General features: G+C 59.6%; 27 protein-coding genes. 7 read left to right on the top strand and 20 right to left on the bottom strand.

Annotated elements, in window-relative coordinates; genetic code table 11:
• The first annotated feature begins 10 nt into the window (after nt 1–10).
• Nucleotides 11–1,171, top strand: a complete 1,161-nt coding sequence (locus tag AC6I6U_RS16015; RefSeq protein WP_497882877.1) for an L-talarate/galactarate dehydratase — start codon at nt 11–13, stop codon at nt 1,169–1,171.
• 160 nt (nt 1,172–1,331) lie between these two features.
• Nucleotides 1,332–1,919: a hypothetical protein gene (locus AC6I6U_RS16010; protein WP_497882876.1), complete on the top strand. Its 588-nt coding sequence runs from the start codon at nt 1,332–1,334 to the stop codon at nt 1,917–1,919.
• Between the two features lie 27 nt (nt 1,920–1,946).
• On the opposite strand, the gene AC6I6U_RS16005 is transcribed toward AC6I6U_RS16010, so the two are convergent.
• From AC6I6U_RS16005 to AC6I6U_RS15995, 3 genes are all read right to left on the bottom strand, one after another.
• Complete coding sequence (locus AC6I6U_RS16005; RefSeq protein ID WP_497882875.1) at nt 1,947–2,564, bottom strand: LysE family transporter; 618 nt, start codon at nt 2,562–2,564, stop codon at nt 1,947–1,949.
• A gap of 129 nt (nt 2,565–2,693) precedes the next feature.
• Nucleotides 2,694–3,194 carry a type 2 periplasmic-binding domain-containing protein gene (locus tag AC6I6U_RS16000; protein WP_497882874.1) on the bottom strand — a complete coding sequence of 167 codons (501 nt, stop codon included), beginning with the start codon at nt 3,192–3,194 and terminating at the stop codon, nt 2,694–2,696.
• 142 nt (nt 3,195–3,336) lie between these two features.
• Entirely contained in the window at nt 3,337–3,870 is a 534-nt protein-coding gene (locus AC6I6U_RS15995; protein WP_497882873.1) for a LysE family transporter, read from the bottom strand.
• On the opposite strand from AC6I6U_RS15995, the gene AC6I6U_RS15990 reads away from it, so the two are divergent.
• Nucleotides 3,860–4,174 carry an Lrp/AsnC family transcriptional regulator gene (locus AC6I6U_RS15990; RefSeq protein WP_497882872.1) on the top strand — a complete coding sequence of 105 codons (315 nt, stop codon included), beginning with the start codon at nt 3,860–3,862 and terminating at the stop codon, nt 4,172–4,174. The two genes, AC6I6U_RS15995 and AC6I6U_RS15990, sit on opposite strands and share 11 nt — an antisense overlap.
• A gap of 96 nt (nt 4,175–4,270) precedes the next feature.
• On the opposite strand, the gene AC6I6U_RS15985 is transcribed toward AC6I6U_RS15990, so the two are convergent.
• From AC6I6U_RS15985 to AC6I6U_RS15955, 7 genes are all read right to left on the bottom strand, one after another.
• Nucleotides 4,271–4,663 carry a DUF8462 domain-containing protein gene (locus AC6I6U_RS15985; protein ID WP_497882871.1) on the bottom strand — a complete coding sequence of 131 codons (393 nt, stop codon included), beginning with the start codon at nt 4,661–4,663 and terminating at the stop codon, nt 4,271–4,273.
• Nucleotides 4,647–5,132 (bottom strand): hypothetical protein, encoded by a 486-nt coding sequence (locus AC6I6U_RS15980; RefSeq protein WP_497882870.1) that lies wholly within the window; start codon nt 5,130–5,132, stop codon nt 4,647–4,649. The genes AC6I6U_RS15985 and AC6I6U_RS15980 overlap by 17 nt, the downstream gene beginning before the upstream one ends.
• A 270-nt stretch (nt 5,133–5,402) precedes the next feature.
• A complete protein-coding gene (locus tag AC6I6U_RS15975) occupies nt 5,403–6,032 on the bottom strand; it encodes a glutathione S-transferase family protein (protein ID WP_497882869.1) in 630 nt (209 codons plus the stop codon).
• A gap of 63 nt (nt 6,033–6,095) precedes the next feature.
• Nucleotides 6,096–6,533, bottom strand: a complete 438-nt coding sequence (locus AC6I6U_RS15970) for an Lrp/AsnC family transcriptional regulator (protein ID WP_497882868.1) — start codon at nt 6,531–6,533, stop codon at nt 6,096–6,098.
• A 9-nt stretch (nt 6,534–6,542) separates the two neighbouring features.
• On the bottom strand, nt 6,543–7,913 hold the full coding sequence (thrC, locus tag AC6I6U_RS15965; RefSeq protein ID WP_497882867.1) for a threonine synthase: 1,371 nt from the start codon (nt 7,911–7,913) through the stop codon (nt 6,543–6,545).
• Between the two features lie 270 nt (nt 7,914–8,183).
• On the bottom strand, nt 8,184–8,504 hold the full coding sequence (locus tag AC6I6U_RS15960) for a DMT family transporter (RefSeq protein WP_497883038.1): 321 nt from the start codon (nt 8,502–8,504) through the stop codon (nt 8,184–8,186).
• Nucleotides 8,505–8,611: 107 nt separating this feature from the next.
• The gene (locus tag AC6I6U_RS15955; protein ID WP_497882866.1) at nt 8,612–9,298 is read right to left on the bottom strand and encodes a B3/B4 domain-containing protein; all 687 of its coding nucleotides are present in this window, start codon (nt 9,296–9,298) and stop codon (nt 8,612–8,614) included.
• A 43-nt stretch (nt 9,299–9,341) separates the two neighbouring features.
• Between AC6I6U_RS15955 and AC6I6U_RS15950 the strand changes: the two genes are divergently transcribed.
• Nucleotides 9,342–9,941, top strand: coding sequence for an XRE family transcriptional regulator (locus tag AC6I6U_RS15950; protein ID WP_497882865.1), 600 nt, complete (start codon nt 9,342–9,344; stop codon nt 9,939–9,941).
• A 104-nt stretch (nt 9,942–10,045) separates the two neighbouring features.
• Here AC6I6U_RS15950 and AC6I6U_RS15945 read toward each other — a convergent pair whose 3' ends face one another.
• The 5 genes from AC6I6U_RS15945 to AC6I6U_RS15925 form a co-directional block, all read right to left on the bottom strand.
• Nucleotides 10,046–11,251, bottom strand: a complete 1,206-nt coding sequence (locus AC6I6U_RS15945; RefSeq protein ID WP_497882864.1) for a trans-sulfuration enzyme family protein — start codon at nt 11,249–11,251, stop codon at nt 10,046–10,048.
• A gap of 16 nt (nt 11,252–11,267) precedes the next feature.
• The gene (locus tag AC6I6U_RS15940) at nt 11,268–12,821 is read right to left on the bottom strand and encodes an amino acid permease (protein ID WP_497882863.1); all 1,554 of its coding nucleotides are present in this window, start codon (nt 12,819–12,821) and stop codon (nt 11,268–11,270) included.
• 95 nt (nt 12,822–12,916) lie between these two features.
• Entirely contained in the window at nt 12,917–14,332 is a 1,416-nt protein-coding gene (locus tag AC6I6U_RS15935) for an aldehyde dehydrogenase family protein (protein ID WP_497882862.1), read from the bottom strand.
• Nucleotides 14,333–14,334: 2 nt separating this feature from the next.
• On the bottom strand, nt 14,335–15,384 hold the full coding sequence (locus AC6I6U_RS15930) for a homoserine dehydrogenase (protein ID WP_497882861.1): 1,050 nt from the start codon (nt 15,382–15,384) through the stop codon (nt 14,335–14,337).
• Nucleotides 15,385–15,512: 128 nt separating this feature from the next.
• Nucleotides 15,513–15,950 carry an Lrp/AsnC family transcriptional regulator gene (locus tag AC6I6U_RS15925; protein WP_497882860.1) on the bottom strand — a complete coding sequence of 146 codons (438 nt, stop codon included), beginning with the start codon at nt 15,948–15,950 and terminating at the stop codon, nt 15,513–15,515.
• 272 nt (nt 15,951–16,222) lie between these two features.
• Between AC6I6U_RS15925 and AC6I6U_RS15920 the strand changes: the two genes are divergently transcribed.
• Nucleotides 16,223–16,705 carry a DinB family protein gene (locus AC6I6U_RS15920; protein WP_497882859.1) on the top strand — a complete coding sequence of 161 codons (483 nt, stop codon included), beginning with the start codon at nt 16,223–16,225 and terminating at the stop codon, nt 16,703–16,705.
• 47 nt (nt 16,706–16,752) lie between these two features.
• Here the strand turns inward: AC6I6U_RS15920 and AC6I6U_RS15915 are convergent, their stop codons facing one another.
• A complete protein-coding gene (locus AC6I6U_RS15915; RefSeq protein ID WP_497882858.1) occupies nt 16,753–17,646 on the bottom strand; it encodes a dihydrodipicolinate synthase family protein in 894 nt (297 codons plus the stop codon).
• A gap of 152 nt (nt 17,647–17,798) precedes the next feature.
• Between AC6I6U_RS15915 and ptsJ the strand changes: the two genes are divergently transcribed.
• Complete coding sequence (ptsJ, locus tag AC6I6U_RS15910) at nt 17,799–19,091, top strand: MocR-like B6 salvage transcription factor PtsJ (RefSeq protein ID WP_497882857.1); 1,293 nt, start codon at nt 17,799–17,801, stop codon at nt 19,089–19,091.
• Nucleotides 19,092–19,152: 61 nt separating this feature from the next.
• Here ptsJ and AC6I6U_RS15905 read toward each other — a convergent pair whose 3' ends face one another.
• From AC6I6U_RS15905 to AC6I6U_RS15890, 4 genes are read right to left on the bottom strand one after another with little or no spacing between them, the layout of a single operon-like run.
• Nucleotides 19,153–19,980, bottom strand: a complete 828-nt coding sequence (locus tag AC6I6U_RS15905) for an ABC transporter ATP-binding protein (RefSeq protein ID WP_497882856.1) — start codon at nt 19,978–19,980, stop codon at nt 19,153–19,155.
• A 24-nt stretch (nt 19,981–20,004) separates the two neighbouring features.
• Entirely contained in the window at nt 20,005–20,715 is a 711-nt protein-coding gene (locus AC6I6U_RS15900; RefSeq protein WP_497882855.1) for an ABC transporter permease, read from the bottom strand.
• Nucleotides 20,712–21,440 (bottom strand): ABC transporter permease, encoded by a 729-nt coding sequence (locus AC6I6U_RS15895; protein ID WP_497882854.1) that lies wholly within the window; start codon nt 21,438–21,440, stop codon nt 20,712–20,714. The genes AC6I6U_RS15900 and AC6I6U_RS15895 overlap by 4 nt, the downstream gene beginning before the upstream one ends.
• Before the next feature lie 52 nt (nt 21,441–21,492).
• A complete protein-coding gene (locus AC6I6U_RS15890; protein WP_497882853.1) occupies nt 21,493–22,275 on the bottom strand; it encodes a transporter substrate-binding domain-containing protein in 783 nt (260 codons plus the stop codon).
• Between the two features lie 380 nt (nt 22,276–22,655).
• Here AC6I6U_RS15890 and AC6I6U_RS15885 point away from each other — a divergent pair, with 380 nt between their 5' ends.
• A complete protein-coding gene (locus AC6I6U_RS15885) occupies nt 22,656–23,291 on the top strand; it encodes a LysE family translocator (RefSeq protein WP_497882852.1) in 636 nt (211 codons plus the stop codon).
• Nucleotides 23,292–23,367 lie beyond the last annotated feature (76 nt).

Here is a 23,367-nt window from a genome sequence, read left to right as displayed (position 1 = left end):
GGAAAACCCCATGCACGCGCCAGAACAACAACGCTCCAGTGCCGACAACGACCGCATCGCCTACGTCAAGGTGTCCTCGGTGTTCCTGCCGCTGGCCAACCCGATCAGTGACGCCAAGGTCCTCACCGGCCGCCAGAAGCCGATGACCGAGATCGCCATCCTGTTCGCCGAGATCGAAACCGAGGACGGCCACAAGGGCCTTGGCTTCAGCTACTCCAAGCGTGCCGGTGGCCCCGGCCAGTTCGCCCACGCCAAGGAGATCGCCCCGGCACTGCTCGGGGAAAACCCCAGCGACATCGCCAAGCTCTGGACCAAGCTGTGCTGGGCCGGGGCCTCGGTGGGCCGCAGCGGCCTGTCGACCCAGGCGATCGGCGCCTTCGACGTCGCCCTGTGGGACCTCAAGGCCAAGCGCGCCAACCTGTCCCTGGCCCGCCTGCTCGGTGCCCAGCGTGACTCGGTACGTTGCTACAACACCTCCGGCGGTTTCCTGCACACGCCACTCGACCAGTTGCTGAAGAACACCGACCTGTCGCGGGAAAAAGGCATTGGCGGGATCAAGCTCAAGGTCGGCCAGCCGGACTGCGCGATCGACCTGCAGCGGGTCAGCACCGTGCGCCAGCACCTGGGCGACAGCTTCCCGCTGATGGTCGACGCCAACCAGCAGTGGGACCGTCCCACCGCCCAGCGCATGTGCCGGCGCTTCGAGGAGTTCAACCTGGTATGGATCGAGGAGCCGTTGGACTGCTACGACGCCGAGGGCCACGCGGACCTGGCCCGGCAGTTCGATACGCCGATCGCCACCGGCGAGATGCTCACCAGCGTCGCCGAGCACGCCGAATTCATCCGGCTGCGCGGTGCCGACTACCTGATGCCGGATGCACCGCGAGTCGGGGGTATCACTCCGTACCTGAAGGTCGCGGCCATGGCCGAACAGGCCGGCGTGATGATCGCCCCGCACTTCGCCATGGAACTGCACGTGCACCTGGCGGCCACCTACCCGACCGAGCCGTGGGTCGAGCATTTCGAGTGGCTGGAGCCGCTGTTCAACGAACGCCTGGAAACCCGCGACGGGCGCATGCTGGTGCCAACGCGACCCGGCCTGGGGCTGTCGCTGAGCGAACAGGTGCAGGGCTGGACCGCGCAGGTGGCCGATTTCGGCAAGCGTCCTTGAGCAAGCATCGACACCCCACATGAAACGCAGCGGGATTCACAGGCCATTCGGGGCCTGTGTATCCCATCTGCCAGCGATCGCGGCCTTCGCCCCAGTCACTCGGGAATATCCGGCGGTTTTTGCGGTCTGTTCTGGCACCCCTGTCAAGGACGACCCAACCATGCGTATATCTCCCACCGTCTGGCTGCCCGCCTTTGCGCTGCTCGGCGGCTGCCAGTTCCTGCCCCACCATGAATTCTTCAAGGCACCGGAGAACGAGCCGAACCCGGCCTGGGTGCGGATCGTCAACTACACCCAGCACTCGGAAATCTTCCAGTACGAGAACGGTGTGCGCTCGGGCGGGCTGATCCGCCGCAACGAGTTCGTGCTGGTCCATACCCAGGACAAGGGCATGCCCAAGGCCGGCCAGGACCTGACGTTCAACTACTACGAGACGCAGGTACGACCAGGCCTGGAGACCGATGTCGACATGACCTACATCGGCGATCGCACCGACTCCTGCACCGTGTCGGCGAGGTTCACGCCCAAGGCCGGGCATTACTACCAGTTCCTGATGACCTCGGGCGACGGCGTCGGCAAATGCACGATGTACCCCAGGCTGATCGAGCGCGACGCGAACGGCCCGGGCTGGCACCTGAGCCCCAACCCCGATGTCACCTATGCCAAGGGCAGCAACGAGAGCAAGACCTCGTACTTCATGGAGCTCTACCGGGACCCCAACTACAAGGGGTTCACCCCTGGCCCCTGATGTCGCGCCCCTGGCTGCTTTGCCAGCCTAGCGCATCGCCGCCAGCTTGATGCCGAAACCCAGCAGCGCCACGCCCGCCAGACGCTCCAGCAGGTTGCTGACCCGCGGGTTGGCACGCATGCGTTCGGCCAGCAGGTGCGTCAGCACCACGGCGATCAGGCCATAGAGGAAGGTCACCACCGCCACCGTGGCGGCCAGGAAGCCGAAGGTCAGCAGCCCCTGGTGCCTGACCGGGTCGACGAACAGCGGGAAGAACGCCATGTAGAACATGATCGCCTTGGGGTTGAACAAGGTGATCATCATGGTCTGGCGCAGGTAGTGGCCATTATCCATCCGGCTCTGGCGCGGCGCACCGCCCGGCTTGGTCATTATCATTCTCAACCCCAGGTAGGCCAGGTAGGCCGCACCGACCCACTGCACCAGGTGAAAGGCCGCCGGGTAGGCGGTGAGCAGGGTCGCCACACCGGCCACCGCCAGCCACAACAGCACCTGGTCACCGAGGATCACCCCGCACGTGGCCGCAAGCCCCGCCCGGATCCCGCCCTTGCCGGTGGCGGTGATCAGGGCGAAGTTGCCGGGCCCGGGAATGGCCAGGACGATGATGAAGGCAATCACGAATGCGCCATAGTCGGTTACGCCGAGCATCGGTAAGGCTCCTGTATGGAATGAAACAGGGACGGCCGCTGCCTGCGCCGCCAGGAATCCGAAGCATTATGCTCCCGGATCCGCCCGGTTTCATTCCCGTTTCTCGTCGCCAGGTCCCGATGCAGGGTTTCAGCGGACCAGCGCCATCCCCTGCTCCCGAAGGTTCGGCTGCTCCTGGCCATTGACCATGGCTTCGGCCAGCCGCCGGAAGGTCACGGCGCCCAGGGGCTTGCCCGTTGCCGAGACGACCGTGACGTCCCCGTCCGGCAAGCCGGCGCCGCAGCCGGAAAAGGTGCCAGGAACGAAATCGGCGGGCTTGCCCAGGCGTTGTGGATCAAGCGGCTCAAACAGGCCTTCCTCGCAGCCGCGCACGAGCTTGTCGGACTCGACCTGGACGACGTCCCAGTTCACGCTTCTGGTGTCGACCATGGCCTTGATCCGCGCCATTTCGCCGTTGTATTCGCCAGCGATGAGCTTGACGTGGTGAGCGGCTTCGAAGGGTTGGTAGAAGACTTCGGTCTGCACCGTCTTGCTGATCCCGCCGTACGAGATCACGGTCATTTCGTCGGCGGCGTTCGCCAGCGAGCAGAGCGACAAGGCGAGCGCCAGGGTGGTCAATTGCTTTTCCATACGCGAGCTTCCTTTTTATTGGTTGTGAGTGCGTTGGTTGGGTGTAAGCAATTGCCATGTTTGTTGGATTGCGCGGGCGCCGATAGAACGGACAGGACGGATGTTGGGATGTTGCCTTGCCCGTTCCATCAGCGGCGTTGGGTCACAAAAATGTGCGTAGTCCGCTAACCACCTGTATCAGTCCGAAGACGCCGATGGCGAGCGCCGACACGCAGGAGATAACCTGCATCAACGAAGTGGGCATCCGTTGCCGCAGGACGGAAGTCGTGCCACTCAAGCACAGCCACCAGGCTGCGGAGCCTGTGAAGACCCCTGCCAACATTGTCAGGGTCGCCAGCCACATCGTGCCGCCGCCCTGCCCTTGACTGCCTGCAAGTGGGTCAAGGGCTGCAAAGATGGCGATGAAGGATAGAACAGTCATCGGGTTGGAAAGCGTCAAACCGAATGCCGTCAGGAAGTCACGGGCCACCGCGGCGGATACCACTTCCTTCGACTCCGGCACAGGCTTGAGCATGTCCCTGGCAATATTCCAGGACAACCAGAGGAGAAACGCACCCCCGCCGATTTTCAGAACCGTCGCCAGCGAGGGTGAGGCCATGATCACCCCTGCTACACCGATCACGCCAAGCAACCCATAGAGCGAGCGGGTCAGGCGCCTTGAAGAGATGGGGGTCATAGAGGGCTACACGGCTCGCGTCAACCCGACGGCGGCTGGCTACCCGGTCAGTGCGCTGATCGCGATGACCGTGCCCCAGCCGGCCAAGGCTCGGTTTCTCAAGCTGCTGGAGACGATTCCTGAGGTGCTCGAATGCAACCACGTCACCGGCGCGGATTCCTACCTCATGCGATTGGTGGCCAAGAGCATGGGCGACCTGGAGCGGTTGATCGAGCGGATCAACCTGTACGGTGAGACCCGCACATCAATCGTGATGTCGACACCATTGCCTGGGCGTGCGCTCGAACGACCGGGGCGGTCGTGATTCGGCTTGTGGGTGACCAGCAAGGGCAGAACCTGCCCGATCGCCATCGATTCATGGTCTTGCTAATTCCCTGCCCTATTGGGATGGCCTGGCCCGCTAACCCTGACGGCGCATGAACTCTGCAAACAGTGGGACTGTAAAGTTCAGATAGCCGTGATCGGTGCTGTAGATCATGCCCTTGGATATGATATTGGCCCGCGTTGGCCCCAGCGACGATTGAGTTCGCCCCATCGCTTTCGCCACATCGGCCATGGCATAAGGGCCGTCCCCCAACTCCGACATGGTTTTTACGAACAGCACTTCCGAACGGGTCAGACGGTCAATTCGAACTCTGAAAAAACCCGCATCCAGAGATGCCAATGTCTCAGGATAAGAGTGTTCAACATCCTCCACAGTGATTTCCGGCCCCTCGGAGAGATTCCAAGCGGTGGATGCCCATTCCTGAAGAAAAAAGGGATAGCCGCGTGTTCGATCAACAATGCGCTCCAAGGCTAACGGCGAGATCGAGACCTCCTCCTCCAGAATGGGTTTTTGAATAGCCTGAAAGCGCGTTCACAGGTGGATAGAGAAACAACCGTTCGGCATAGGACTTTGCCTCACCTGCCAAACGAGCGACTTGCGGCAACCCGGCGCCGACGAGCAACACCGGCAATCCCTCTTGAGACATCCGGTGGACGGCAACAATCAATGCTGAGAGGTCCTGTTCCGTCAAGTACTGGACTTCATCAATGAGCAGGATCCATCCCTTCCCAGCTGCCTGCGCCGCCTGGCCGACTAGCGTAAAGATGTCGGGCAGATCGTATTGCAGGTCCCCACTATCAGCCAAACCAGGTTCCGGCTCTACACCGATCTCAACCCCACCAATATTGATCTTGAAGATGGATGCAAAACTGCGTAGACCCTTCATACCGCGGCTTGTAATGTGCTTAGCCGCCTCGACGGTGGAGAGCGAACGCATGACCTTGCGCATTTCGGGGTAAAGAAGTCGCGCCAGGCTTTCACGCTCGGGGGATTCCACCTTGGAGACGAGAAGCCCTTCCTCTCTGGCGATTTTGCCAATCTCATTCAGTAGCCTCTTCTATAGATCGTCTACGAGAAAACAAACGAGTCGTGATTTCCCACGTTAAACACAGGACTGGTTGAAAGCGTCAACCGATTAACTCCTACGCTGCCCCCAGAGTTCGAATCTGTTTTGACCACTCCAACAGCTACAACGTGGAGGAAAAAACTACAGGCCGGTTGGCCCTGGCATCAGGTCATAGGGGTGCTTCCAGCCCGGCATGGCTTGAATGCGCGACTTCCAGGCCTCGATGTTCGGGAACTCCGATCTGGAGATCCCGGTGTCCTCGGGCATGAAGACATAACCAGCCAGGGACAGGTCGGCGATCGTCAATCGCTCCCCTACGAGGAATGGCGTCTTGGCGAGGTGGGCGTCGACGATTTGATAGGCCGCTCGCGCACGTTCACGAAAGAACTGGGCGACCGGTGTTTCGCCGGATTTCTGCAGGCCATACATGAACCGCAAGGTGGCGTAGTAGCTGGTGAACTTGTGGTTGTCGAACAGCATCCAGCGCCAGATTTCCTGGCGTTCCTCTTCACTCTCGGGCCCGAACATTCCGGTGGCTTGCGCCAGGTACTCGAGAATCAGCGCCGACTGGGTCAGCGTCTTGCCCTGATGCTCGAGTACCGGGGCCTCGCCCTGCTCGTTCACCGTCTCGCGCCACTCTTTGGTTCGAGTCTCGCCATTCAGGTAGTCGACAAATACCGGCTCCCACTTCTGCCGTGCCAGTTCGAGGAACAGGGCAACCTTGTACGAGTTACCCGAAAGCGCGAAGCAATGTAGCTTGAACTCAGACATTCTCTAGATTTCCGTATTATCCAGCGGTAGGGGCTGATACCGTCGTCCCCTGTTTAAACACCATCAGATCAACTTGCTCAGGACGAAAGTCGTCACAGTGTTCTCTACACCCGGCATGGCGGCAATCATCTGCCACACCAGGTGAACACGCTCGGGGTGTGCCGCCTCGATCCGCACCATGAGATCGAACTCACCGCTCATGACCTCGCACATGGTCACTTCCGGCAGGGACCGGATCCCCTTGACCACCTCGCCACCGCGCATGCGGTCATGGCGGTAGACAAAGATGATCGCACTGATCGGCGGCGAAGGTTTTCGACCCCCGCCGATGCGAATGGTGTAACCCTGAATTGCCCCATCGCGCTCCATTCGCTCGATGCGCTGGCGCACTGCATTGCGGGACAGGTTCACTTTCAAACCCAACTCGGCATGAGAGATCCTGGCGTTGGCCGTCAGCTCAGCCAGGATGCGCTCATCTTGAGGGTCAAGCAGACGTTTCATGACAGATCCCTACAGACCATGTATGAACTGGGACAGGCCATCGACATCATCATTTCGCAGGATCAAATGGTCAACGAACGGGATCGGGCTAATAGCAACGTCACTGTTCCACATGCCCATGCCCGCCAGCAACAGCGCCGATTTAGCCGGCGCCAACTGCGCCAGCGTGACCATGGGGCTGGCAATACTGCGTCGATGCAACCGCGCAGCCAGCGCCCCGGTCGCTGTCTGGGGATCAACGGCCGTACCGGCCTCCTTGTAGAGCGTCAAAAGCTCCTCCTCCACCTGTTCGTCAGCAACAGCGTAGGAATCGAACAGCATGCGTGCGTGAAGCCATTGTCTGTTACCGATACTGAGCGTACCGGACTCCTCGAAGAGGGCCATGAGCTGTCGAACCATCGCACCATCATGCTCATACAACTCCCAGATGAAGCGCTCCAGGTTTGAAAAAAGCGAGAAATCCATGGAGGGTGACAGCGTGTGGCTGGCCTCTCGAGTGGAGTAGCTGTTCTGGTTGATGAAGCGATGCAGTGCGTCATTCGGGTTGGTCGAGACAATCACCTGGTTGATCGGCAAGCCCATTTTCTGGGCCACATAGCAGGCGTAGATTTCCGCAAAGCTGGCCCCTGGAATACTGAAACCCACGGGCCGGACGCCGCCGCCCAACTGCAGGGCACTATGGAAGAAAAACACGATCTGGGCCAGAACGCCCACCCAGTTGGTGGAGTTGAAACTGATCGGGATGGCCTGGTGCGCGGGCCAGGCGCGTAATACCCGGGAAACCAGGGTCTGACAGTCGTCGAAACTGCCATCAATCTCTACCGGGTGGATCTGCATGTTGCTTGCCCCCAGAAGCCCGCTGAGGCGGTCGAAGGGCACACCATTACGTGGGTACAACGCAATGACCTGGACATTGGGAGCGCCTCTGAACGCCTCAATGGCCGCAAGCCCTGTGTCTCCATTGGTCGCGCCAATGGCAATCGCCTGGCTATCAGGTGCCATGAAATGGGCGACCAGCCGGGATTGCAGTTGAGCCGCAAAATCCTTGGACGCCTGGGTGGGACCATGATGAAGCTGAAGCACCCACTCGTTCTGGCCAATCTGCTGCAGAGGGGCCACGGCCCGATGGCCAAAGCTCCGGTAGCAGTCCTTGAGCAGGGCCTTCAAAGTCGCCTCCCCAATCGCATCGCCAACGAAGGGCGAGATGACTCGCCAGGCCAGCTCATCAAACGGCAGCCAGGACCAACCTGCAATATCCTCTTGGCTAAAGCGCGGCAGTTGCTGCGGAACATACAGCCCGCCATCCTCTGCCAGACCAGACAAAACCACATCCCGAAAGGTGACAACACCAACAGAACCACGGGTGCTCACGTAGTCCATAAGTACTCCAAAGTCAGCATGAACAATAACGGCCACGTCCAACCGCCGAAGCATCGAGTTCTTCGGCCGCGCTGGAAACCAACAGCCCTACCCGCACTGTATGCAGGCCACCGCCACAACCAAATAGGGTGACTTGCACTATTTACTGGTCAAAACGCCCACCGAACGAGCATTTTGCTCGTGCCCTGCCTGAAGCACTTTCATCGCACTCCGATTGGCCACGAAAAAGGCCGCCCAAGGGCGACCTTTTCCTTGATCGACCGACCGCCTTCAGGCGGCTGACGACAGCTTCATCAGCAACAGGCCACCAATGATCATGATCGCCGCCAGGATGCGCATCATCCCGACAGGCTCACCCAGGAAGGCGATGCCGGCCAGGAACGCGCCCACGGCACCGATCCCGGTCCAGATCGTGTAGGCGGTTCCCAAAGGCAGGCTCTTCATGGAATAGGACAGCAAAACGAAACTGGCGATAACCGCAACAATTGTCACGACAGAAGCACCAAGCCTGGTAAAACCCTCGGACTGCTTCATGGAGAAGGCCCAGACGACCTCAAGAACTCCTGCAATGATCAAACTAACCCAAGCCATCAACGGCTCCTTGATAGAAGCCGGGTCGTCCCGGCAAAACAAGCCCGTTTTCATGGGGTCGTCCCCAGGGCAGATCCAGCCATCAAAGCTCAGGTCGGACGCGACCTTCAGGCTTCGAGCAATTCGGTGGTGATCACGGCACCCGGCATCATTTCATTGAGGCCGTTGACCAGATCATCGGCGGCGGCATTGAGCGCCTCCAGTGGCATCTGTGGGAGGCTTTCGAGGATGAACCACATCTGCTTTGACTCGGCATCCAGGCGGGTACGTACCCCCTGGCGCCAGTTCCAGCGACGGCAGGTGACACCGGCGTCATCGCGCCAGACCACCTCCCCCACATCGGGAGATTCGTGGGCTGGCTCGCCATTCTTCATGGTGTCGAACGCCTCGCTGCCATTGGCGAGGGTGAGCTTGGGCATGCCAACGTAGGCCGCGAAGTTCTCTCCACCGACCGGAATGGCGTATTGGATGCTGATCGCGTTGTAGAGGTCGACCACAGGGTCGATCGCCGGCAGCGCTCCATCCTTCTTCACCCGTTTGATCAGGGCCTCGGCCGAGCAAGGGGTACGTTGCGGCTTGGCGCCGAACTTGCGGAAGGCTTCCCCCCATGCCAGAAGATGATCATCAGCCCATTCGCAGGCGCCCGTTTCGACGACCTTGCAGGCTCGTTCCATGGCCTGCACGGCAACGCCAGGGTTCACGATAGGAGCAGGCTCGACCACCACACTGACGGCGCGAAAGCCTGGGGCCAACTCGGCAACCCTGGGGTCAATTGACGGATCGACAGAAAACATTGGAGAATCTCCTAATGACCATTTTAGTGCATTTTATCGACTAATGACCAAGAAAGTCAATATATCGACCGACCCTGGATCCGACGTTCAACGGGTGAATGACGCACTTTCCCGTCGCTTGCGGGAAGAGCGCAAACGGCAAAAGCTTTCCCTGGACGAGCTCTCTCGTCGCGCCGGCGTCAGCAAAGGCATGGTCGTGGAGATCGAAAACGGCAACGCCAACCCCAGCATTGCCATCCTCTGCAAAATCTCGGCAGCGCTGGGCCTCTCGGTCGCCGACATCGTGAATGTCGCCAGCACCCCGGCGGCTCGCCTCATCGAAACCCATGAGATTCCGACCCTGTGGACCGGACGACACGGCGGCACCGCCCGTTTGCTGGCCGGCACCAGTGGCCCCAACATGATCGAGTTGTGGCGCTGGGAACTCCATCCAGGGGAGACCTTCGAATCCAGTGGCCATCCCGCCGGGACCTTCGAACTTTTCCATGTCGAGCAAGGCACCCTCAAACTGCTGATAGATGACACAGAACTGATCATCACGGCCGGCTGCTCCGCCATCGCCAAAACCGATACGCCGCACCAGTACATCAACACGAGTGACGATCACCTGGTCTTCACCATGACGGTTGCCGAGCTGCACTAGCCAATCTTCGCGCATAAAAAAGGCCTCCTGGTAAGGGAGGCCAAAGAGGGTTGACTACGAAGAGCGGTAAACCTGGGGCAGAGACCGACCTGCCCCAGGCTGTGTTACTGGCGGAGCGTTTCGTCCAGGGCAGCAGCAATGTCCTTGATCAGGTCGTCGGCATCCTCAAGGCCGATCGACAGGCGAAGGTGGCCGTACTTGAGGAACTCGACGGGATAATGCTCGGAGCCTCCGCGAGCTTCTGGACCGACGTGAACAATCAGCGACTCATCGTGACCGATCGAGACAGCCGAGGTGATCACCTTCAGCTTCGCCACGAAACGGTTCTGCAGCTCTGAGTTGCCGTTAACGGCGAACGCCATCACTGCACCAAAGCCCTTGCCGTCGAACTGACGTCGGGCCAGCTCATGCTGCGGGTGCGATGCCAGACCTGGGTAGTAGACATAGGCGATGCGGTCATCCGAATCGAGGTACGCCGCCACTTTCTCGGCAGACGCCAGGTGCTGGCGAATACGCAGCGGCAGCGTGACCGAACCGCGCATGATCAGCCAGGCATTGAACGGAGAAATCACCGCCCCCAGGTCTACCAGGGCATCGTGCTTGATCTTGCCGATCAGCTCTTTGCTGCCGATGACCACCCCACCCATCGCATCACCATGACCGTTGATGTACTTGGTCAGCGAGTGCACCACCAGGTCCGCACCCTTGCTCAGCGCATGGAAAAACGGCGGTGGGGTGAAGGTCGCGTCCACCGACAGCAACGCCCCGTTGGCCTTGGCAATTTCAGCCAGGCCTTCGATGTCCGCAACCTTGGTGGTGGGGTTGCCGATGGATTCGGTGTGAATCAACCGGGTGTTGGGTTTCATGGCCTTGCGGACCGCGGCCAGGTCTCCCATGTTCACAAAGGTGGCCTGGATGCCATAGCGCTCGGGCAACAACTCGGCGAACAGCCGCCAGACCGCCTCGTAAGTCACGTCACCGACGACGATGTGATCACCGCTTTTGAGAAAGGTAAAAAACACCGAGTGCAGCGCAGCGACACCGGTAGCAAACGCAGCGGCGGCCTCCCCTCCCTCGATGGCCGCCAGCTTGCGCTCAAGGCAGACCTGGTTGTGTCCGGCGTTGCGGGTATAGACCAGCCCATCGGGACTCGACCAGTCCATGTCCTCGGGATCATCCGGCAGCCGATAAGAGTTCGCCATCACCAGAGGGGTGCGCACCGCACCGGTGGTGACATCCATGACGTTGCCGCCGTGGACCGCTTGACTGCCCACACCCAGGGTAGCCAGGTTTTCTTTGTCAGGACGCATCTATTGACCCTCTTGCTTATCGAACTTCTTCTAATGGGGGCTTGATGTTCAAGCCATGGGCAGAGCCAGTCGCCTGGGTGGAAACCAGCTCCTGGTTTTCATCGAACTTGAGGTCACCGTTGGCGATGGCGTGGACGCGTCCGCGGACCGTGTACCAGGCCACCACCAGGACGGCGGCGTAGAAAGGAATCGACGCGGCCGAGTAGGTCCCCACCGGGTAGTCACAGGCGATCAGCACGAAGACCAGGACGAAGAAGGCCAGCGTGGCGTAGCCGCTGTAGGGGGCGAACATCATCCTGAAGCGGGGCCGCTCGATACGCCCCTGCCCTGCCAACTTGTAGAGTTTGAGCTGGCAGAGAATGATCACGCCCCACGCCCCCAACATCAGGATGGCAGTGAGTGACATGGCGATCTCAAAGGCCTGGTCCGGCAGGAAGGCGTTCATGGCGACGCCGGCCAGGGAGGCAATGGTGGTGAACATGATTCCCGCGAACGGCACACCATTGCTATTCATCTTCACCAGCACGGGTGGCGCCGACCCGCTCACCGCCAGCGAACGAAGAATGCGTCCGGTGGTATAGATGCCGGCGTTCAGGGAGGAGATGGCGGCGGTGAAAAGCACCATGTTCATGATGGCATCCGCACCTTTCACGCCAATGGCGCCAAAGAACGTCACCAGCGGACTCACGCCTGGGAGGTAGGCCGTACTGGGCATCAGCAACGACAGCAGCAGAATCGTGCCTACGTAGAAAACGACAATGCGAAACACGACTGCCCGAATGGCCCTGGGCATCACCCTCTCGACATCCTTGGCTTCACCGGCTGCGGTCCCGACCAACTCGATGCTGCCGTACGCAAACACCACGCCCTGGATCAGGATCACCGCCGGCATGACACCATACGGAAACCACCCGCCGTGATCGGAAATCAGCTCAAAGCCCGGAGTGACTCCGTTGATCGGTGTGCCGAACACCACCATGTAGACGCCCACGCACAGAAAGATCACCAGTGCAGCGACCTTGAAGAAGGCAAACCAGAACTCCAGCTCGCCAAAGATCTTGACCGAGACCAGATTCACGGTGGTGATGATTGCCAGCACTCCGAGCGCCGAGACCCACTGCGGCACATCGCCCAGAAAGGGTACGTAGGCCTTGAAGAAGTTCAGGTAAAGCGCCGTGGCCGTGAGTTCGGCAATGGCGACGGTGACCCAGTTGGTCCAGTACATCCAGCCCGCCGCGAAGGCCAGCTTTTCTCCATAGAACTCCCGGGCATAGGACACGAATGACCCTGTAGAGGGACGGTGCAACACCAACTCTCCCAGGGCCCGGATAATGAACCAGGCAAATACGCCGCACACGGCAAAGGCAAATACGAGGGATGGGCCGGCTTCGGAAAGCCTTGCACCCGCGCCCAGGAACAAGCCACTTCCAACCGCACCACCAATTGCAATCATTTGAATCTGGCGGGCACGAAGTGTCTTTTTATAACCTGCATCTTCTGCGCCGATGTATTTTCCTACACCCGCACTTTCAGAAACGGCGGACGCAGGCACACGCTCTTTAACGCTCATACACTTACACCTTATTATTGTATTTCGGTAAGAACTCGTTTTTCACACGAGTCCTTACTTGAGCAGCAACTGGCTAGTGACCGACGATCACGTCATTACTCACTGGGGCCGTTCAAGCAAATGACCTTGGGCTGGGTCATGTCTTCATAGGCGAAGCGAACACCTTCGCGTCCCATGCTGCCGTACTTGAAACCACCAAATGGCATTGCATCGAAACGGTAGTCGGAAGAGTCGTTGATCATCACCCCGCCCGCCTCCAGCAACTTGGCAGCTTTCATGGCGGTGTTCAGATTGTTGGTGAAGATGCCGGCATGCAGGCTGTACTCGGGCTCGTTCGCCAGAATCAGGGCATCCTCGAGCGTACTGACCTCCTGCAGAACAACGATCGGGCTGAACACCTCCTCTTGCCAGACTTTGCACTCGAAACTGACGTCCTCCAGGATGGTGGGATAGAACAGCGTGCCCTTGCGTGCCTGGCCCAGCAGCAGCTTGGCACCCTTGCCGATCGCCTCCTCTACCGACGCCTCTGCCCGCCTGGCCGCAGCCTCGGAGATCATCGGACCGACATCCGTGGACTCATCCGACTGGTTGCCAACGATCAGGGCGCGGGACTGCTCGACGAACTTCGCCTTGAATGCCTGGTAAATCTTCGAATCGATCAGGATGCGCTGGGTACCGATGCAATTCTGGCCTGCGGCCCAGTAGGCACCTGAGACGCAGGACTCAACCGTGGCATCGAGGTCACAATCGCCCATCACGATCACCGGTGCGTTGCCCCCCAGGTCCATGGCCATTTTCTTCAGGCCCGCGGTACGAGTGATCTGCTCGCCGGTGGCAAAGCCTCCAGTGAACGAAATCATGCGCACGGCGCGGTGCGCCACCAGCGCCTTGCCCAGCTCGGCATCACCGGTGGCCACCGAGACCACTTCAGCCGGCAGGCCGGCCTGGTTCAGGTAGCTGACCAGTTTCACAGCGGACAGCGGCGCCAGCTCTGAAGGCTTGAGCACCACCGAGTTGCCCCCGGCAATGGCCGGACCGAGTTTATGGGCCACCAGGTTCAACGGATCGTTGTAGGGCGTGATCGCCAGAATCACTCCCAGTGGTTCGCGAGTGAACCAGCCCTGGCGCTGCTCGGAGCCTGCGTAGGAATCGAACGGGACAACTTCGCCGGCATTGCGCTTGGCCTCCTCAGCCGACAGCTTGAGGGTGTTCACGCAGCGCAGCACTTCCTTGCGAGCCTGGCGAATGGTCTTGCCAGACTCGGCACTGATCAACCGTGCAAAGTCATCCTTGTCCTTCTCAACCAGCACCGCAGTACGCTCAAGGATGCGCGAGCGCTCGGCGCGAGACAGGTTCCGGGCAATTACGGCACCATGCTTGGCAACATCGATAACCACATGAGCCGCCGTTGCCGGCACCTTGGTTACCTCACCGATCACGGAGCCGTCGAACGGGTTAAATACAGTGATTTCCTGGTAGTCGGTAGAAAGAGCCAGACTCAAGCTGTTCATGGTCAGACCGCCTGCTTGGTTTTTTTCTTGTGGATGCTGATGATGTCCGACAGCAGTGCATAGGCCGTTTCGATGCGGCCAGCCCCTGCGCCCACCACCGTAACGGGGCCCAGGACATTGGTTTCGAACGTGACCGCATTGGTGGCGCCGCTGACTCCGGCCAGGGCGTCGGTCATGGGCAACAGCTGAGGACTGACCGAGGCTGTCACAGCACCGCAGGCGCTGCGCTGGGCACTGCCGATCAGCTTCCAACGAGAGTCTTCACGGGCAGCCCCTTGAATGTCCTGGGCCGTGATGTTCGAAATCCCTTCGCAACGAACATCGTTCGGGGTGAGCTTCGCCCCCAACAGCTCGTTGGCCAGGATGACCACCTTCAAGCGCACGTCATGCCCCTCCACGTCCGCAGTAGGGTCAGCCTCGGCATAACCCAGCTCCTGGGCCTTGGCCAGCGCATCACCAAAATCCAGACCGGTTTGCATGCTGCTCAGGATGAAGTTGGAGGTGCCGTTCAGAATGCCCTTGAAGCCATTGATTTCCGAACCGGCCAAGGCTTCCTGAGCCAGTCGGATGACGGGGGTGCCGCTCATGACCGCGCCTTCAAACTCGAACGCTGCGCCTGTGGTTGCGGCGAGCTTTTTCAAGGAAGCGGCATGCAGTGCCACCGGCCCCTTGTTGGTGGTCACGACGCTGATGCCTTTTTCCAGGGCCCAGCGGCAGAAAGTCGTGGCAGGCTCGCCATCTACCGGGTTGGTGAAGGTTGCCTCGGCGACGATGTCCGCACCCGAGAAACGAATCACGGTCTCGTTGGCCGACTCGGCCGTCCCGTTGCTCAGGGCCGAGAAGGCCCCCTTGGCGGCAGGCACGGCAATGAGCTGGTTGGCGTCCAGGCCGTTCTTGTCGATCACCGATCCCAGAAAAATGTCACTGACACCGACGATTTTCAGGGTGAACCCAAGCTCCTGAGCCCAGGCTTCGTTCTTCTCAGCGACCAGTTGAGCCAGTGCCCGGTTTACCCCACCAAAACCCAGCAAAGCAATCTTGTATTCAGTCACAGTAACGGCCTCGTCTTGTTGTTTAAACTGGAGGAAATCGTAAGCTGCAACTGTGCTTATTCGAATATGCCAAACAGATCGCGGAGACTGTCAAAATGCTCGTAAATCATATCACCTTGCATATGCACCTACTTCGTCCTTGAAAGTACGAAAGACGTCACGGTATTGACCACACCCGGCAAACTGGAAATATCGCTCCAGACCTTGTTTATTCTGTCAGGCGAAGAGGCTTCGACCGTCGCCACAATATCCAGATCGCCACTCATGACATTGCAGGAGATAACTTCAGGGATCGACGCGACAGAGCGCACCACTTCAGCGCCACGCATCCGGTCTTGTCGATAAACGAATACCAGCGCCCGGATGGGGGGATGTTCCGCCGACGCCGAGCCTTTTACGATGGTGTAACCTTTTATATAGCCGTCACGTTCCAGCCGCTCGATTCTCAAGCGAACAGCATTCCTGGATAAATTGACTTTCACGGCAATATCGTTGTGAGCCAGACGCGAATTCCTGGTCAGCTCCTCGATGATCCGTTCATCGACCTTGTCCAAAGTGCGTTTCATCGCCCTCTCCGGATCGCGTAGAGCAATCACTCATAAAGCAAAATTATTATTCGGGCACCACCGGTTCCATCGCATAGGGCAATGCACAGGGTGCCATCTGGCGTGTACTCGCGAGGCAAACCAGAGTGACTCCAGCTTTACGCCATCGACCACAAAAGTCAATATAATGACCGCCAGGTAGTCGAGAGTGACCGCCATTGAGTCCGATCACCTGACCAGTCAACAGAGAGGCTCCACCGATGGAGTTCCCCGCTGAAACCGAGGATTAGGGTATGAACGCCAGCACCGTGTTCCACTCGATGTACCAGTACAAGGCCTGGTCTGAAGCCGAGCTGTTCAACGTCTTGATGCAATCGCCCAACATGACTACTCAGGCCAACCTGACGGAGGCCTTGTGGCACCTGGCCCATATCCACATCGTCGACACCCTGTTCATTGGCCGACTACAGGACGCCCCCATGCCCTGCACTTCGACCACCACCGAGGCACCACAGAACATCTGTGCGCTTCGGGTGAAATTCGAGCAAGCCAATGAGTGGTTCATCCACTACACCCGGACCGTGACTGACGCTGAACTTGAGCACCGAGTGGCGTTTGTTTTCGCTGACGGCGAACCGGGCAACATGAGCAAATCAGAGATACTGGGTCATGTTCTGTCCCACGGGCTGCTGCACCGAGGCATGGTCAGTGGCCTGCTGCCTCATGCCGCAGCAGCAGGCTGGAAGGATCACTACAGCACCTTTCTCAAGCACTGAAGCCCCAACGAAGACAAGGGCGCCCGTCAAGGACGCCCTCTTCTTCATCAGGCCAGCTCAAGCTCATCGATCAGCACAGCCACCCGCTGACGAATGTCGCCAGTGGCACTCTTGAGAGGCTGCGGCAGGCAATGCTCATTGACCAGTCCCTGCACTTCAGCCGCTGCGGCGACGACGCGCAGACTTCCACCGCACTGATTGAACAGATCCCACAACGGCTGCAACCGCTCAGAGAGCCGGACAGCCTCGGCGGCGTAGCCCTGCTGGGCCGCCCGGGTGATATCCAGGGCTGTCTTGGGGAACAGCCCGCCAATCACCGAATACCAGGCTTCACAGCCGGCATTGAGGCCGGTCGCGGCTGAAGCATCGCCACTGACGCCCACCGTGACATGCGCAGGGACCAGGGCGCGCAATCGATCAACGCGGGCCCTGGCCTCGGTAGTCGATGATGGCACGCCGGGAATCTTGATCGAGCGGACATTGGGCAGGTGAGCGATGCGGCCATGCAGCTCATCGGTGAACTCGAAATGCGTGGTGCCCGGATTGTCATAGACGCAGAGCGGCACCGAGAGGTTTTCCGATACCGCCTTGTAGAGGCTGTAGACCTCCTCATCATTGAGTTTCTGATACGACATGGGTGCCAGCAGCACCCCCTTCACTCCGGCCTGCTGAGCGTCCTGCACCAGATCGAGCACATCCCGGGTGCGCAACGCGCCAATGCTCACCATCACTGGCACATGACCTGCGTGCTGCACAGCAAGCTGGGCGATCCTGGCCCGCTCGGCCCGGGACAGATAGGCGTAGCTGCCGGTCGAGCCCAACGCGCCGATGGAGTCCACTTCCGCCTCCACCAGGCGAGCCAGCAGGCGCACGAAGCCCGCTTCATCCACCTTGTTTTCATCCATGGGTGTCAATGGAAAAGCACTGAGTCCAGTGAACATGGTTACAACCTCCTATTGATAGAAACTCACTTTTTCCGGCGCGAACGAGTCCGTCCCAGCGAGCAGCCCGTTTTTTGGGGCGGCACTTCAACCTGGGATGAAGGCGCGATAGAATTGTCTTAACCGAAAGCATACATTGGCATAGGACAATAGTGAAGATCACAGGTAGCACTGCGGCCGAAATTTACGAATGCATCCGCGAGGCCGTGCAAGTCGGCACGTTGAAGCCTGGCCAGACTCTTCCGCCCGTTCGTGAGCTGGGCGAGTCACTGGGCGTCAACCGCAATACCGTGGCGGCGGCCTATCAGCGCCTGGTGAAAGCCGGCATTGCCCTGACCCAGGGCCGACACGGCACCTCCATCTGCGAGCAGCCACAGGCAGGTGAACAGGAAGGCCTGAGCACAGACACGGCATTGATCGACCTGGCGGATGGCAATCCCGATCCGGCTGCACTGATTGACATCGGCGCCTACACCACAGGCGCGTGGCCTCGACCCTTCCTGTACGGAGACGAAACCGTCCTGCCGGAGTTGCAGCGCTGGGGGCAGCAATGGCTGGCCCCTGACTGCCCACCCGGATTCGAACTTGAGCTGGCCCATGGGGCCGTCGATGCCATCGAACGGTTGGCAGTGGCTCACCTGGTGACCGGTGACAGGGTCGCGGTTGAGCAACCTTGCTTTCTGGGAACGATCAATGCCCTGAGGCTCGGCGGCATGCAGGCCGTCGGTGTGGCCATCGACGAAGAGGGAATGCTCCCGCAGGCGCTCGAAACGGCTCTTGCAAACGGTGCGCGGGCGGTCCTGATCACACCTCGGGCCCACAATCCGACGGGGTGCAGTCTCTCCGAGTCCCGGGCCCGGGAAATCAAGGCGGTGCTTGCCCGGTACCCCAACGTGCTGGTCATTGTCGACGACCACTTTGCGCTGCTTGCGCAGTCGGCCTACCACTCGGTGATCCCTGAATCGTCCACCCGATGGGCATTGATCCGTTCCTTCTCAAAAGCCTTGGGGCCGGACTTGCGCATAGCCTTCCTGGCCTGCGATGCCAGCACCGCCGAACGCCTGCGCACACGCCTGGCGCCTGGGATGACCTGGGTGAGCCACATCCTTCAGATCATCGTCAGTCGTTGCCTGAACGACCCGGCTACCGCCGAACATCTGGCCCGGGTACGCCAGCAGTACCGCCAGCGCCGTGACGCGTTGCGACAGTCGTTGCAGGATCAGCATATCGAGCCCTTCCGCCCTTCGGACGGATTCAATGTCTGGATACCCCTGCGCAAGGACATGAAGGATGTGGCGTATGAGCTGGCCAAACGCGGTTGGCTCGTGCGCCTGGGCAGTGCTTTCACGGTCCAGGAGTGCCCGCAGGCCATCCGGGTCACCGCCTCGAAGCTCTCCGATGATTGGGTAGCAGCCTTCGCCAAGGACCTCAAGACAGCCCTGTAGCAAGCACCGGCCCCGGCAGGTCGATTGATCGATGGATTGATCTGCTGGGGCGCGGCGCCAGTCACTTGAGCCCATTGGACAAGAACTGCTGCAGCCGCTCGCTACGCGGATTGGCAAGAATGTCCGCACTGCCCTGTTCCTCCACCAGCCCCTGGTGGAGGAACAGGATCTGACTCGAAACCTGCCTGGCGAATGCCATCTCATGGGTGACCATCAGCATGGTTCGACCCTCTTCCGCCAGCGTCTGCAACACCTTGAGGACCTCCCCGACCAACTCCGGGTCCAAGGCTGAGGTCGGCTCATCGAACAGCAGAATCTCAGGCTCCATGGCCAGCGCCCGGGCGATGGCTACCCGCTGCTGCTGGCCGCCCGAGAGAAAGCCCGGATATTGATCCGCGACCCTCGAAGGCAGCCCGACCTTGTCCAGATACCGGCGGGCAATCTCTTCAGCCTGCGGTTTCTTGAGCCCCAGCACCCGCTGGGGAGCCAGTGTGATGTTGTCCAGCACACTCAGGTGGCTCCATAGGTTGAAATGCTGGAAGACCATGGCCAGCCGCGTGCGTAACCGTTGCAGCTCGGCAGGGTCGGCCACGCGCAAACCGTGCCGATCCTTCACCATGCGGATAATCTGGCCATCGAGGGTCATTTGCCCCTCGGTGGGTGTCTCCAGAAAGTTGATGCAACGCAGGAAGGTGCTTTTGCCTGAACCGCTGGAGCCAATGAGGCTGATGACATCCCCCTTATTCGCCTTGAGCGATACGCCTTTGAGTACCTGGTGATCGCCATAGCTCTTGTGGAGGTTCTCCACCGACAGTTTGTGTACGTCATCGCCCACCGGCACAGACTGCACTTCTTCGTTCAGGCTGCGGGAATCTACAAAACGGGTCATCGTTACCAAGTCCTTCATGATCGATTAATGGGCAGGCCCGAGGAACGACAACCAACGCCGCTCAGCCAGACGAAACAGGCCGACCAGAGCGAATGAAATCGCCAGGTAAATCAGTGCACTGATGCCAAAGGACTGGAACGTCAGAAAGGTTTCGGCGTTGACATCTCGTGCAATCTTCAACACATCGGGGATGGTGGCCGTGAACGCCACCGAGGTGGAATGCAGCATCAGAATCACTTCATTGCTGTAGTACGGCAGCGCCCTCCTCAACGCAGAAGGAATGACCACGAAGGCATACAAACGCCACCCATGAAGGCCATAGGCTTTGGCCGCCTCGACCTCGCCGTAGGGAATATTCCGGATCGCCCCCGCAAAGATCTCCGTGGTATAGGCGCAAGTGTTCAAGGCAAACGCCAGGATCGTGCAATTCATCGCATCCTTGAAGAACGCATCCAGGATCGGCTGGGCACGAATCGCGGCCAGGCTGTAGATCCCGGTGTAGCAGATCAGCAACTGGATATAGAGCGGGGTGCCCCTGAACAGGTAGGTGTAGAACTCTACGGGCCAGCGCACAGAGGCGTGCTGTGAAACTCGGGCAATCGCCAGCGGGATAGCGCCCACAAACCCCAATGCAATGGAGGCCGTCAGCAGCCACAGTGTCATGGCAAGCCCTGTGATGCCCGTCCCATCGCTGTAGATGAAGGCTCTCCAGTACTCTTGAATGAGTTCAATCATTGCAGTACCTCACGAGAGCCGGCGGCGTACTTGCGAGAGAGCCTGCGCAACACATAGTTCGACAGCGTGGTGATCATCAGGTAGGCCAACGCGGCCAGCACCAGGAAGTAGAAGAGTTGAAACGTGCTCTTGCCTGCATCCTGGGCAGCCTTGACCAGGTCCGCCAGCCCGATGATCGACACCAGGGCGGTGGCCTTGAGCAAGACCAGCCAGTTGTTGCCAATCCCTGGCAGCGCAAAGCGCATCATCTGCGGAAAGGTGATCAGTACGAAGCGCTGGGACCGGCCCAGACCATAGGCGACTGCCGCTTCGACCTGGCCTCGCGGTACCGCCAGCATCGCGCCCCGGAACGTCTCGGTAAAATATGCACCGTAGATGAATCCCAACGTGATGACCCCGGCCGCAAAGGGGTTGATCTCTATGTAGCTCCAGCCAAGGGCCTGGGTCAGGCCGGTCAACCAGGTCTGCAGGCTGTAGAAGATCAACAGCATCAGCACCAGGTCTGGCACGCCACGAATCAGCGTGGTGTACAACTGCGCGGGAAGCCTGACAAAACGGATGACCGACAGTTTCGCACTGGCGCCGAGAAGCCCCAGGACAACACTTAGACCGAGTGACAGCAGGGAGAGCTTGATCGTCATCCAGGTCCCTTGGAGCAACAGCGGCCCATAGCCCTGCAAGCTGAGCCCGGACAGCCCGGCAGCCTTGAGGAAATGCTCAATCATGGTCGAAAACCCTTGATGAAATGACGCGCCTATCGTCGATAGGCGCCGTGGCTCACTTGCCGCTGTAGAGGTTCAAATCACCGAAGTACTTCGTCTGGATCCGGGCGTAGGTTCCATTGTCGTGAATGGCCTTGACGGCCCTGTTCAGCAGCGCCTTGAGCTCGTCGTTGTCCTTGGCCACCGCGATCGCTGTTTTCGAGGGCAGCAGATCGCTTTCAATCTGCTCGCTCATCTCATAGTTGGCGCCCTGGGGCGAACTCAGAAAGCCCACCTTGGCTTGGAGTGAGTCCTGGATGGATGCGTCCAGTCGCCCCGAGACGAGGTCGTAGTAGACCTGGTTCTGGTTCTGATAGGACTGAATCTTCGCGCCGGCCTTCTTCAGAACGGCCTTGGCATAGCCCTCCTGGATGCTTCCCTGGAAGTAGCCGACACGCTTGCCCTGAAGCGACACAGGGTCCGTATTCAGACCCGAGCCCTTTTTGAACACGTACGAGCTGGGCCCCGAGAAAAGCTCGTGGGTGAAATCAACGGCCTTTTCCCTGGCCGGTGTCACGGTCATTGACGAAAGAATGCCGTCGAACTTGTTGGCTCGCAGTCCAGGGATAAGACCATCGAAGTCACTCTCCACCCAGAGACATTGGACTTTAAGTTCAGCACAAATGGCATTGCCCAGTTCAATGTCAAAGCCGACGATATTTCCATCCGGCGCCTTCGATTCGAATGGGGCATAGTTGGCATCTACGCCGAAACGAATTTCCTTGTAGTCCTTGGCATGAGCGAAAGTGGCGAACAGGGGAATAACAGCGAGGGCTGAAAGCTTACGGAGTGAAATCATGTGTGGTTCCCTAGGTATTGTAATTGAATTCAGGGCAGATAATGATTTACAGCCTCGTCCTTGAGCGGGGCGCAGCGAGGTGGCCGGTTTCGACCTTGATGCAGGGTTGGACTCAAACAAGCGGCACAGAATGGCTCCCTCCAACTTGTCCCTCTTGTTGGCGCCTGGTCACCGGCAACACGAAACATCGTGCTGCACAACTAAAATGCTACGCCAACGACCGAGCGGCACAAGCTGGCAGCCCGCTCGACATTGCGAGCAAAATGCTCGCGAACGAGAGCGAAATGCTCGTTTGAACAGGTCACGAGAAATAAGCTTGATATCGGGTTGGGTTTTGCCCTATCTATTCACCTTCGCAGCACTATTTGAAGGGGCCATGCATGTCATTCGATTATCACCACCTCCTGCTCGTGTTCACCGCCTACATCGTCGGCGCGGCAAGTCCTGGTCCCAGCAACATGCGAATCATGGGTGTGGCGATGCAACAGGGTCGGCAGCCGGCGCTGCTGCTGGCGGCGGGCGTCATCAGTGGTTCGATGTTCTGGGGCTCGATGGCGGCTACCGGGGTCTCGGCCATCCTGACGCAGTATGCGCAGGCCCTGACCGTACTGAAGGTGGTGGGCGGTGCCTACCTGTTGTTCCTGGCCTTCAAGGCCGGCAAGTCGGCCCTGACGTCCAACGAACGACTGGAGAAGGAGCTGGCAACCGCCCCTTCCATCACAGGCTTCAACCTCTACAAGCGCGGGCTGTTCATGCACCTGACGAATCCAAAGGCGCTGCTGGGCTGGGTCGCAACCATGACGCTGGGCCTTGGGCCACAGGCGTCACCGAAAACGGTGGCAATCATCCTGGCCGGCTGTGCCGTGCTGAGCGTCACCATCTTCTGCAGCTATGCGATCGTCTTCTCGACAGCGCCCATGGTCCGTGGCTACCGCCGGGCACGTCGCTGGATCGAAAGCACGTTGGCGCTGGTGTTTGGGGCCGCTGGAGTGAAACTGCTGGTTTCCAATGCCTGATGCAACGACTGCTCTATGCCCGTTCAGACCGTTGAACGGGCAACTGCAATCGAAGGTAATCCCCAGCAGGACACCC

The organism is Pseudomonas sp. UTLPPB19802 (genome assembly GCF_059730225.1).
Note: the sequence above shows the minus strand (reverse complement) of the source record. Positions and strands in the feature narration are given on the sequence as shown.

What these genes read in the sequence shown, in the direction of transcription:
- AC6I6U_RS15935 (WP_497882862.1), bottom strand. Translation starts at nt 14,332, where the DNA reads ATGAACAGCTTGAGTCTGGCTCTTTCTACCGACTACCAGGAAATCACT.
- AC6I6U_RS15950 (WP_497882865.1), top strand. Translation starts at nt 9,342, where the DNA reads ATGACCAAGAAAGTCAATATATCGACCGACCCTGGATCCGACGTTCAA.
- AC6I6U_RS15900 (WP_497882855.1), bottom strand. Translation starts at nt 20,715, where the DNA reads ATGATTGAACTCATTCAAGAGTACTGGAGAGCCTTCATCTACAGCGAT.
- AC6I6U_RS16010 (WP_497882876.1), top strand. Translation starts at nt 1,332, where the DNA reads ATGCGTATATCTCCCACCGTCTGGCTGCCCGCCTTTGCGCTGCTCGGC.
- AC6I6U_RS15990 (WP_497882872.1), top strand. Translation starts at nt 3,860, where the DNA reads ATGGGGGTCATAGAGGGCTACACGGCTCGCGTCAACCCGACGGCGGCT.
- AC6I6U_RS16015 (WP_497882877.1), top strand. Translation starts at nt 11, where the DNA reads ATGCACGCGCCAGAACAACAACGCTCCAGTGCCGACAACGACCGCATC.
- thrC (WP_497882867.1), bottom strand. Translation starts at nt 7,913, where the DNA reads ATGGACTACGTGAGCACCCGTGGTTCTGTTGGTGTTGTCACCTTTCGG.
- AC6I6U_RS16005 (WP_497882875.1), bottom strand. Translation starts at nt 2,564, where the DNA reads ATGCTCGGCGTAACCGACTATGGCGCATTCGTGATTGCCTTCATCATC.
- AC6I6U_RS15975 (WP_497882869.1), bottom strand. Translation starts at nt 6,032, where the DNA reads ATGTCTGAGTTCAAGCTACATTGCTTCGCGCTTTCGGGTAACTCGTAC.
- AC6I6U_RS15940 (WP_497882863.1), bottom strand. Translation starts at nt 12,821, where the DNA reads ATGAGCGTTAAAGAGCGTGTGCCTGCGTCCGCCGTTTCTGAAAGTGCG.
- AC6I6U_RS15885 (WP_497882852.1), top strand. Translation starts at nt 22,656, where the DNA reads ATGTCATTCGATTATCACCACCTCCTGCTCGTGTTCACCGCCTACATC.
- AC6I6U_RS15920 (WP_497882859.1), top strand. Translation starts at nt 16,223, where the DNA reads ATGAACGCCAGCACCGTGTTCCACTCGATGTACCAGTACAAGGCCTGG.
- AC6I6U_RS15970 (WP_497882868.1), bottom strand. Translation starts at nt 6,533, where the DNA reads ATGAAACGTCTGCTTGACCCTCAAGATGAGCGCATCCTGGCTGAGCTG.
- AC6I6U_RS15925 (WP_497882860.1), bottom strand. Translation starts at nt 15,950, where the DNA reads ATGAAACGCACTTTGGACAAGGTCGATGAACGGATCATCGAGGAGCTG.
- AC6I6U_RS15955 (WP_497882866.1), bottom strand. Translation starts at nt 9,298, where the DNA reads ATGTTTTCTGTCGATCCGTCAATTGACCCCAGGGTTGCCGAGTTGGCC.
- AC6I6U_RS15905 (WP_497882856.1), bottom strand. Translation starts at nt 19,980, where the DNA reads ATGACCCGTTTTGTAGATTCCCGCAGCCTGAACGAAGAAGTGCAGTCT.
- AC6I6U_RS15890 (WP_497882853.1), bottom strand. Translation starts at nt 22,275, where the DNA reads ATGATTTCACTCCGTAAGCTTTCAGCCCTCGCTGTTATTCCCCTGTTC.
- AC6I6U_RS15995 (WP_497882873.1), bottom strand. Translation starts at nt 3,870, where the DNA reads ATGACCCCCATCTCTTCAAGGCGCCTGACCCGCTCGCTCTATGGGTTG.
- AC6I6U_RS15945 (WP_497882864.1), bottom strand. Translation starts at nt 11,251, where the DNA reads ATGCGTCCTGACAAAGAAAACCTGGCTACCCTGGGTGTGGGCAGTCAA.
- AC6I6U_RS15895 (WP_497882854.1), bottom strand. Translation starts at nt 21,440, where the DNA reads ATGATTGAGCATTTCCTCAAGGCTGCCGGGCTGTCCGGGCTCAGCTTG.
- AC6I6U_RS16000 (WP_497882874.1), bottom strand. Translation starts at nt 3,194, where the DNA reads ATGGAAAAGCAATTGACCACCCTGGCGCTCGCCTTGTCGCTCTGCTCG.
- AC6I6U_RS15980 (WP_497882870.1), bottom strand. Translation starts at nt 5,132, where the DNA reads ATGCGTTCGCTCTCCACCGTCGAGGCGGCTAAGCACATTACAAGCCGC.
- AC6I6U_RS15915 (WP_497882858.1), bottom strand. Translation starts at nt 17,646, where the DNA reads ATGTTCACTGGACTCAGTGCTTTTCCATTGACACCCATGGATGAAAAC.
- AC6I6U_RS15960 (WP_497883038.1), bottom strand. Translation starts at nt 8,504, where the DNA reads ATGGCTTGGGTTAGTTTGATCATTGCAGGAGTTCTTGAGGTCGTCTGG.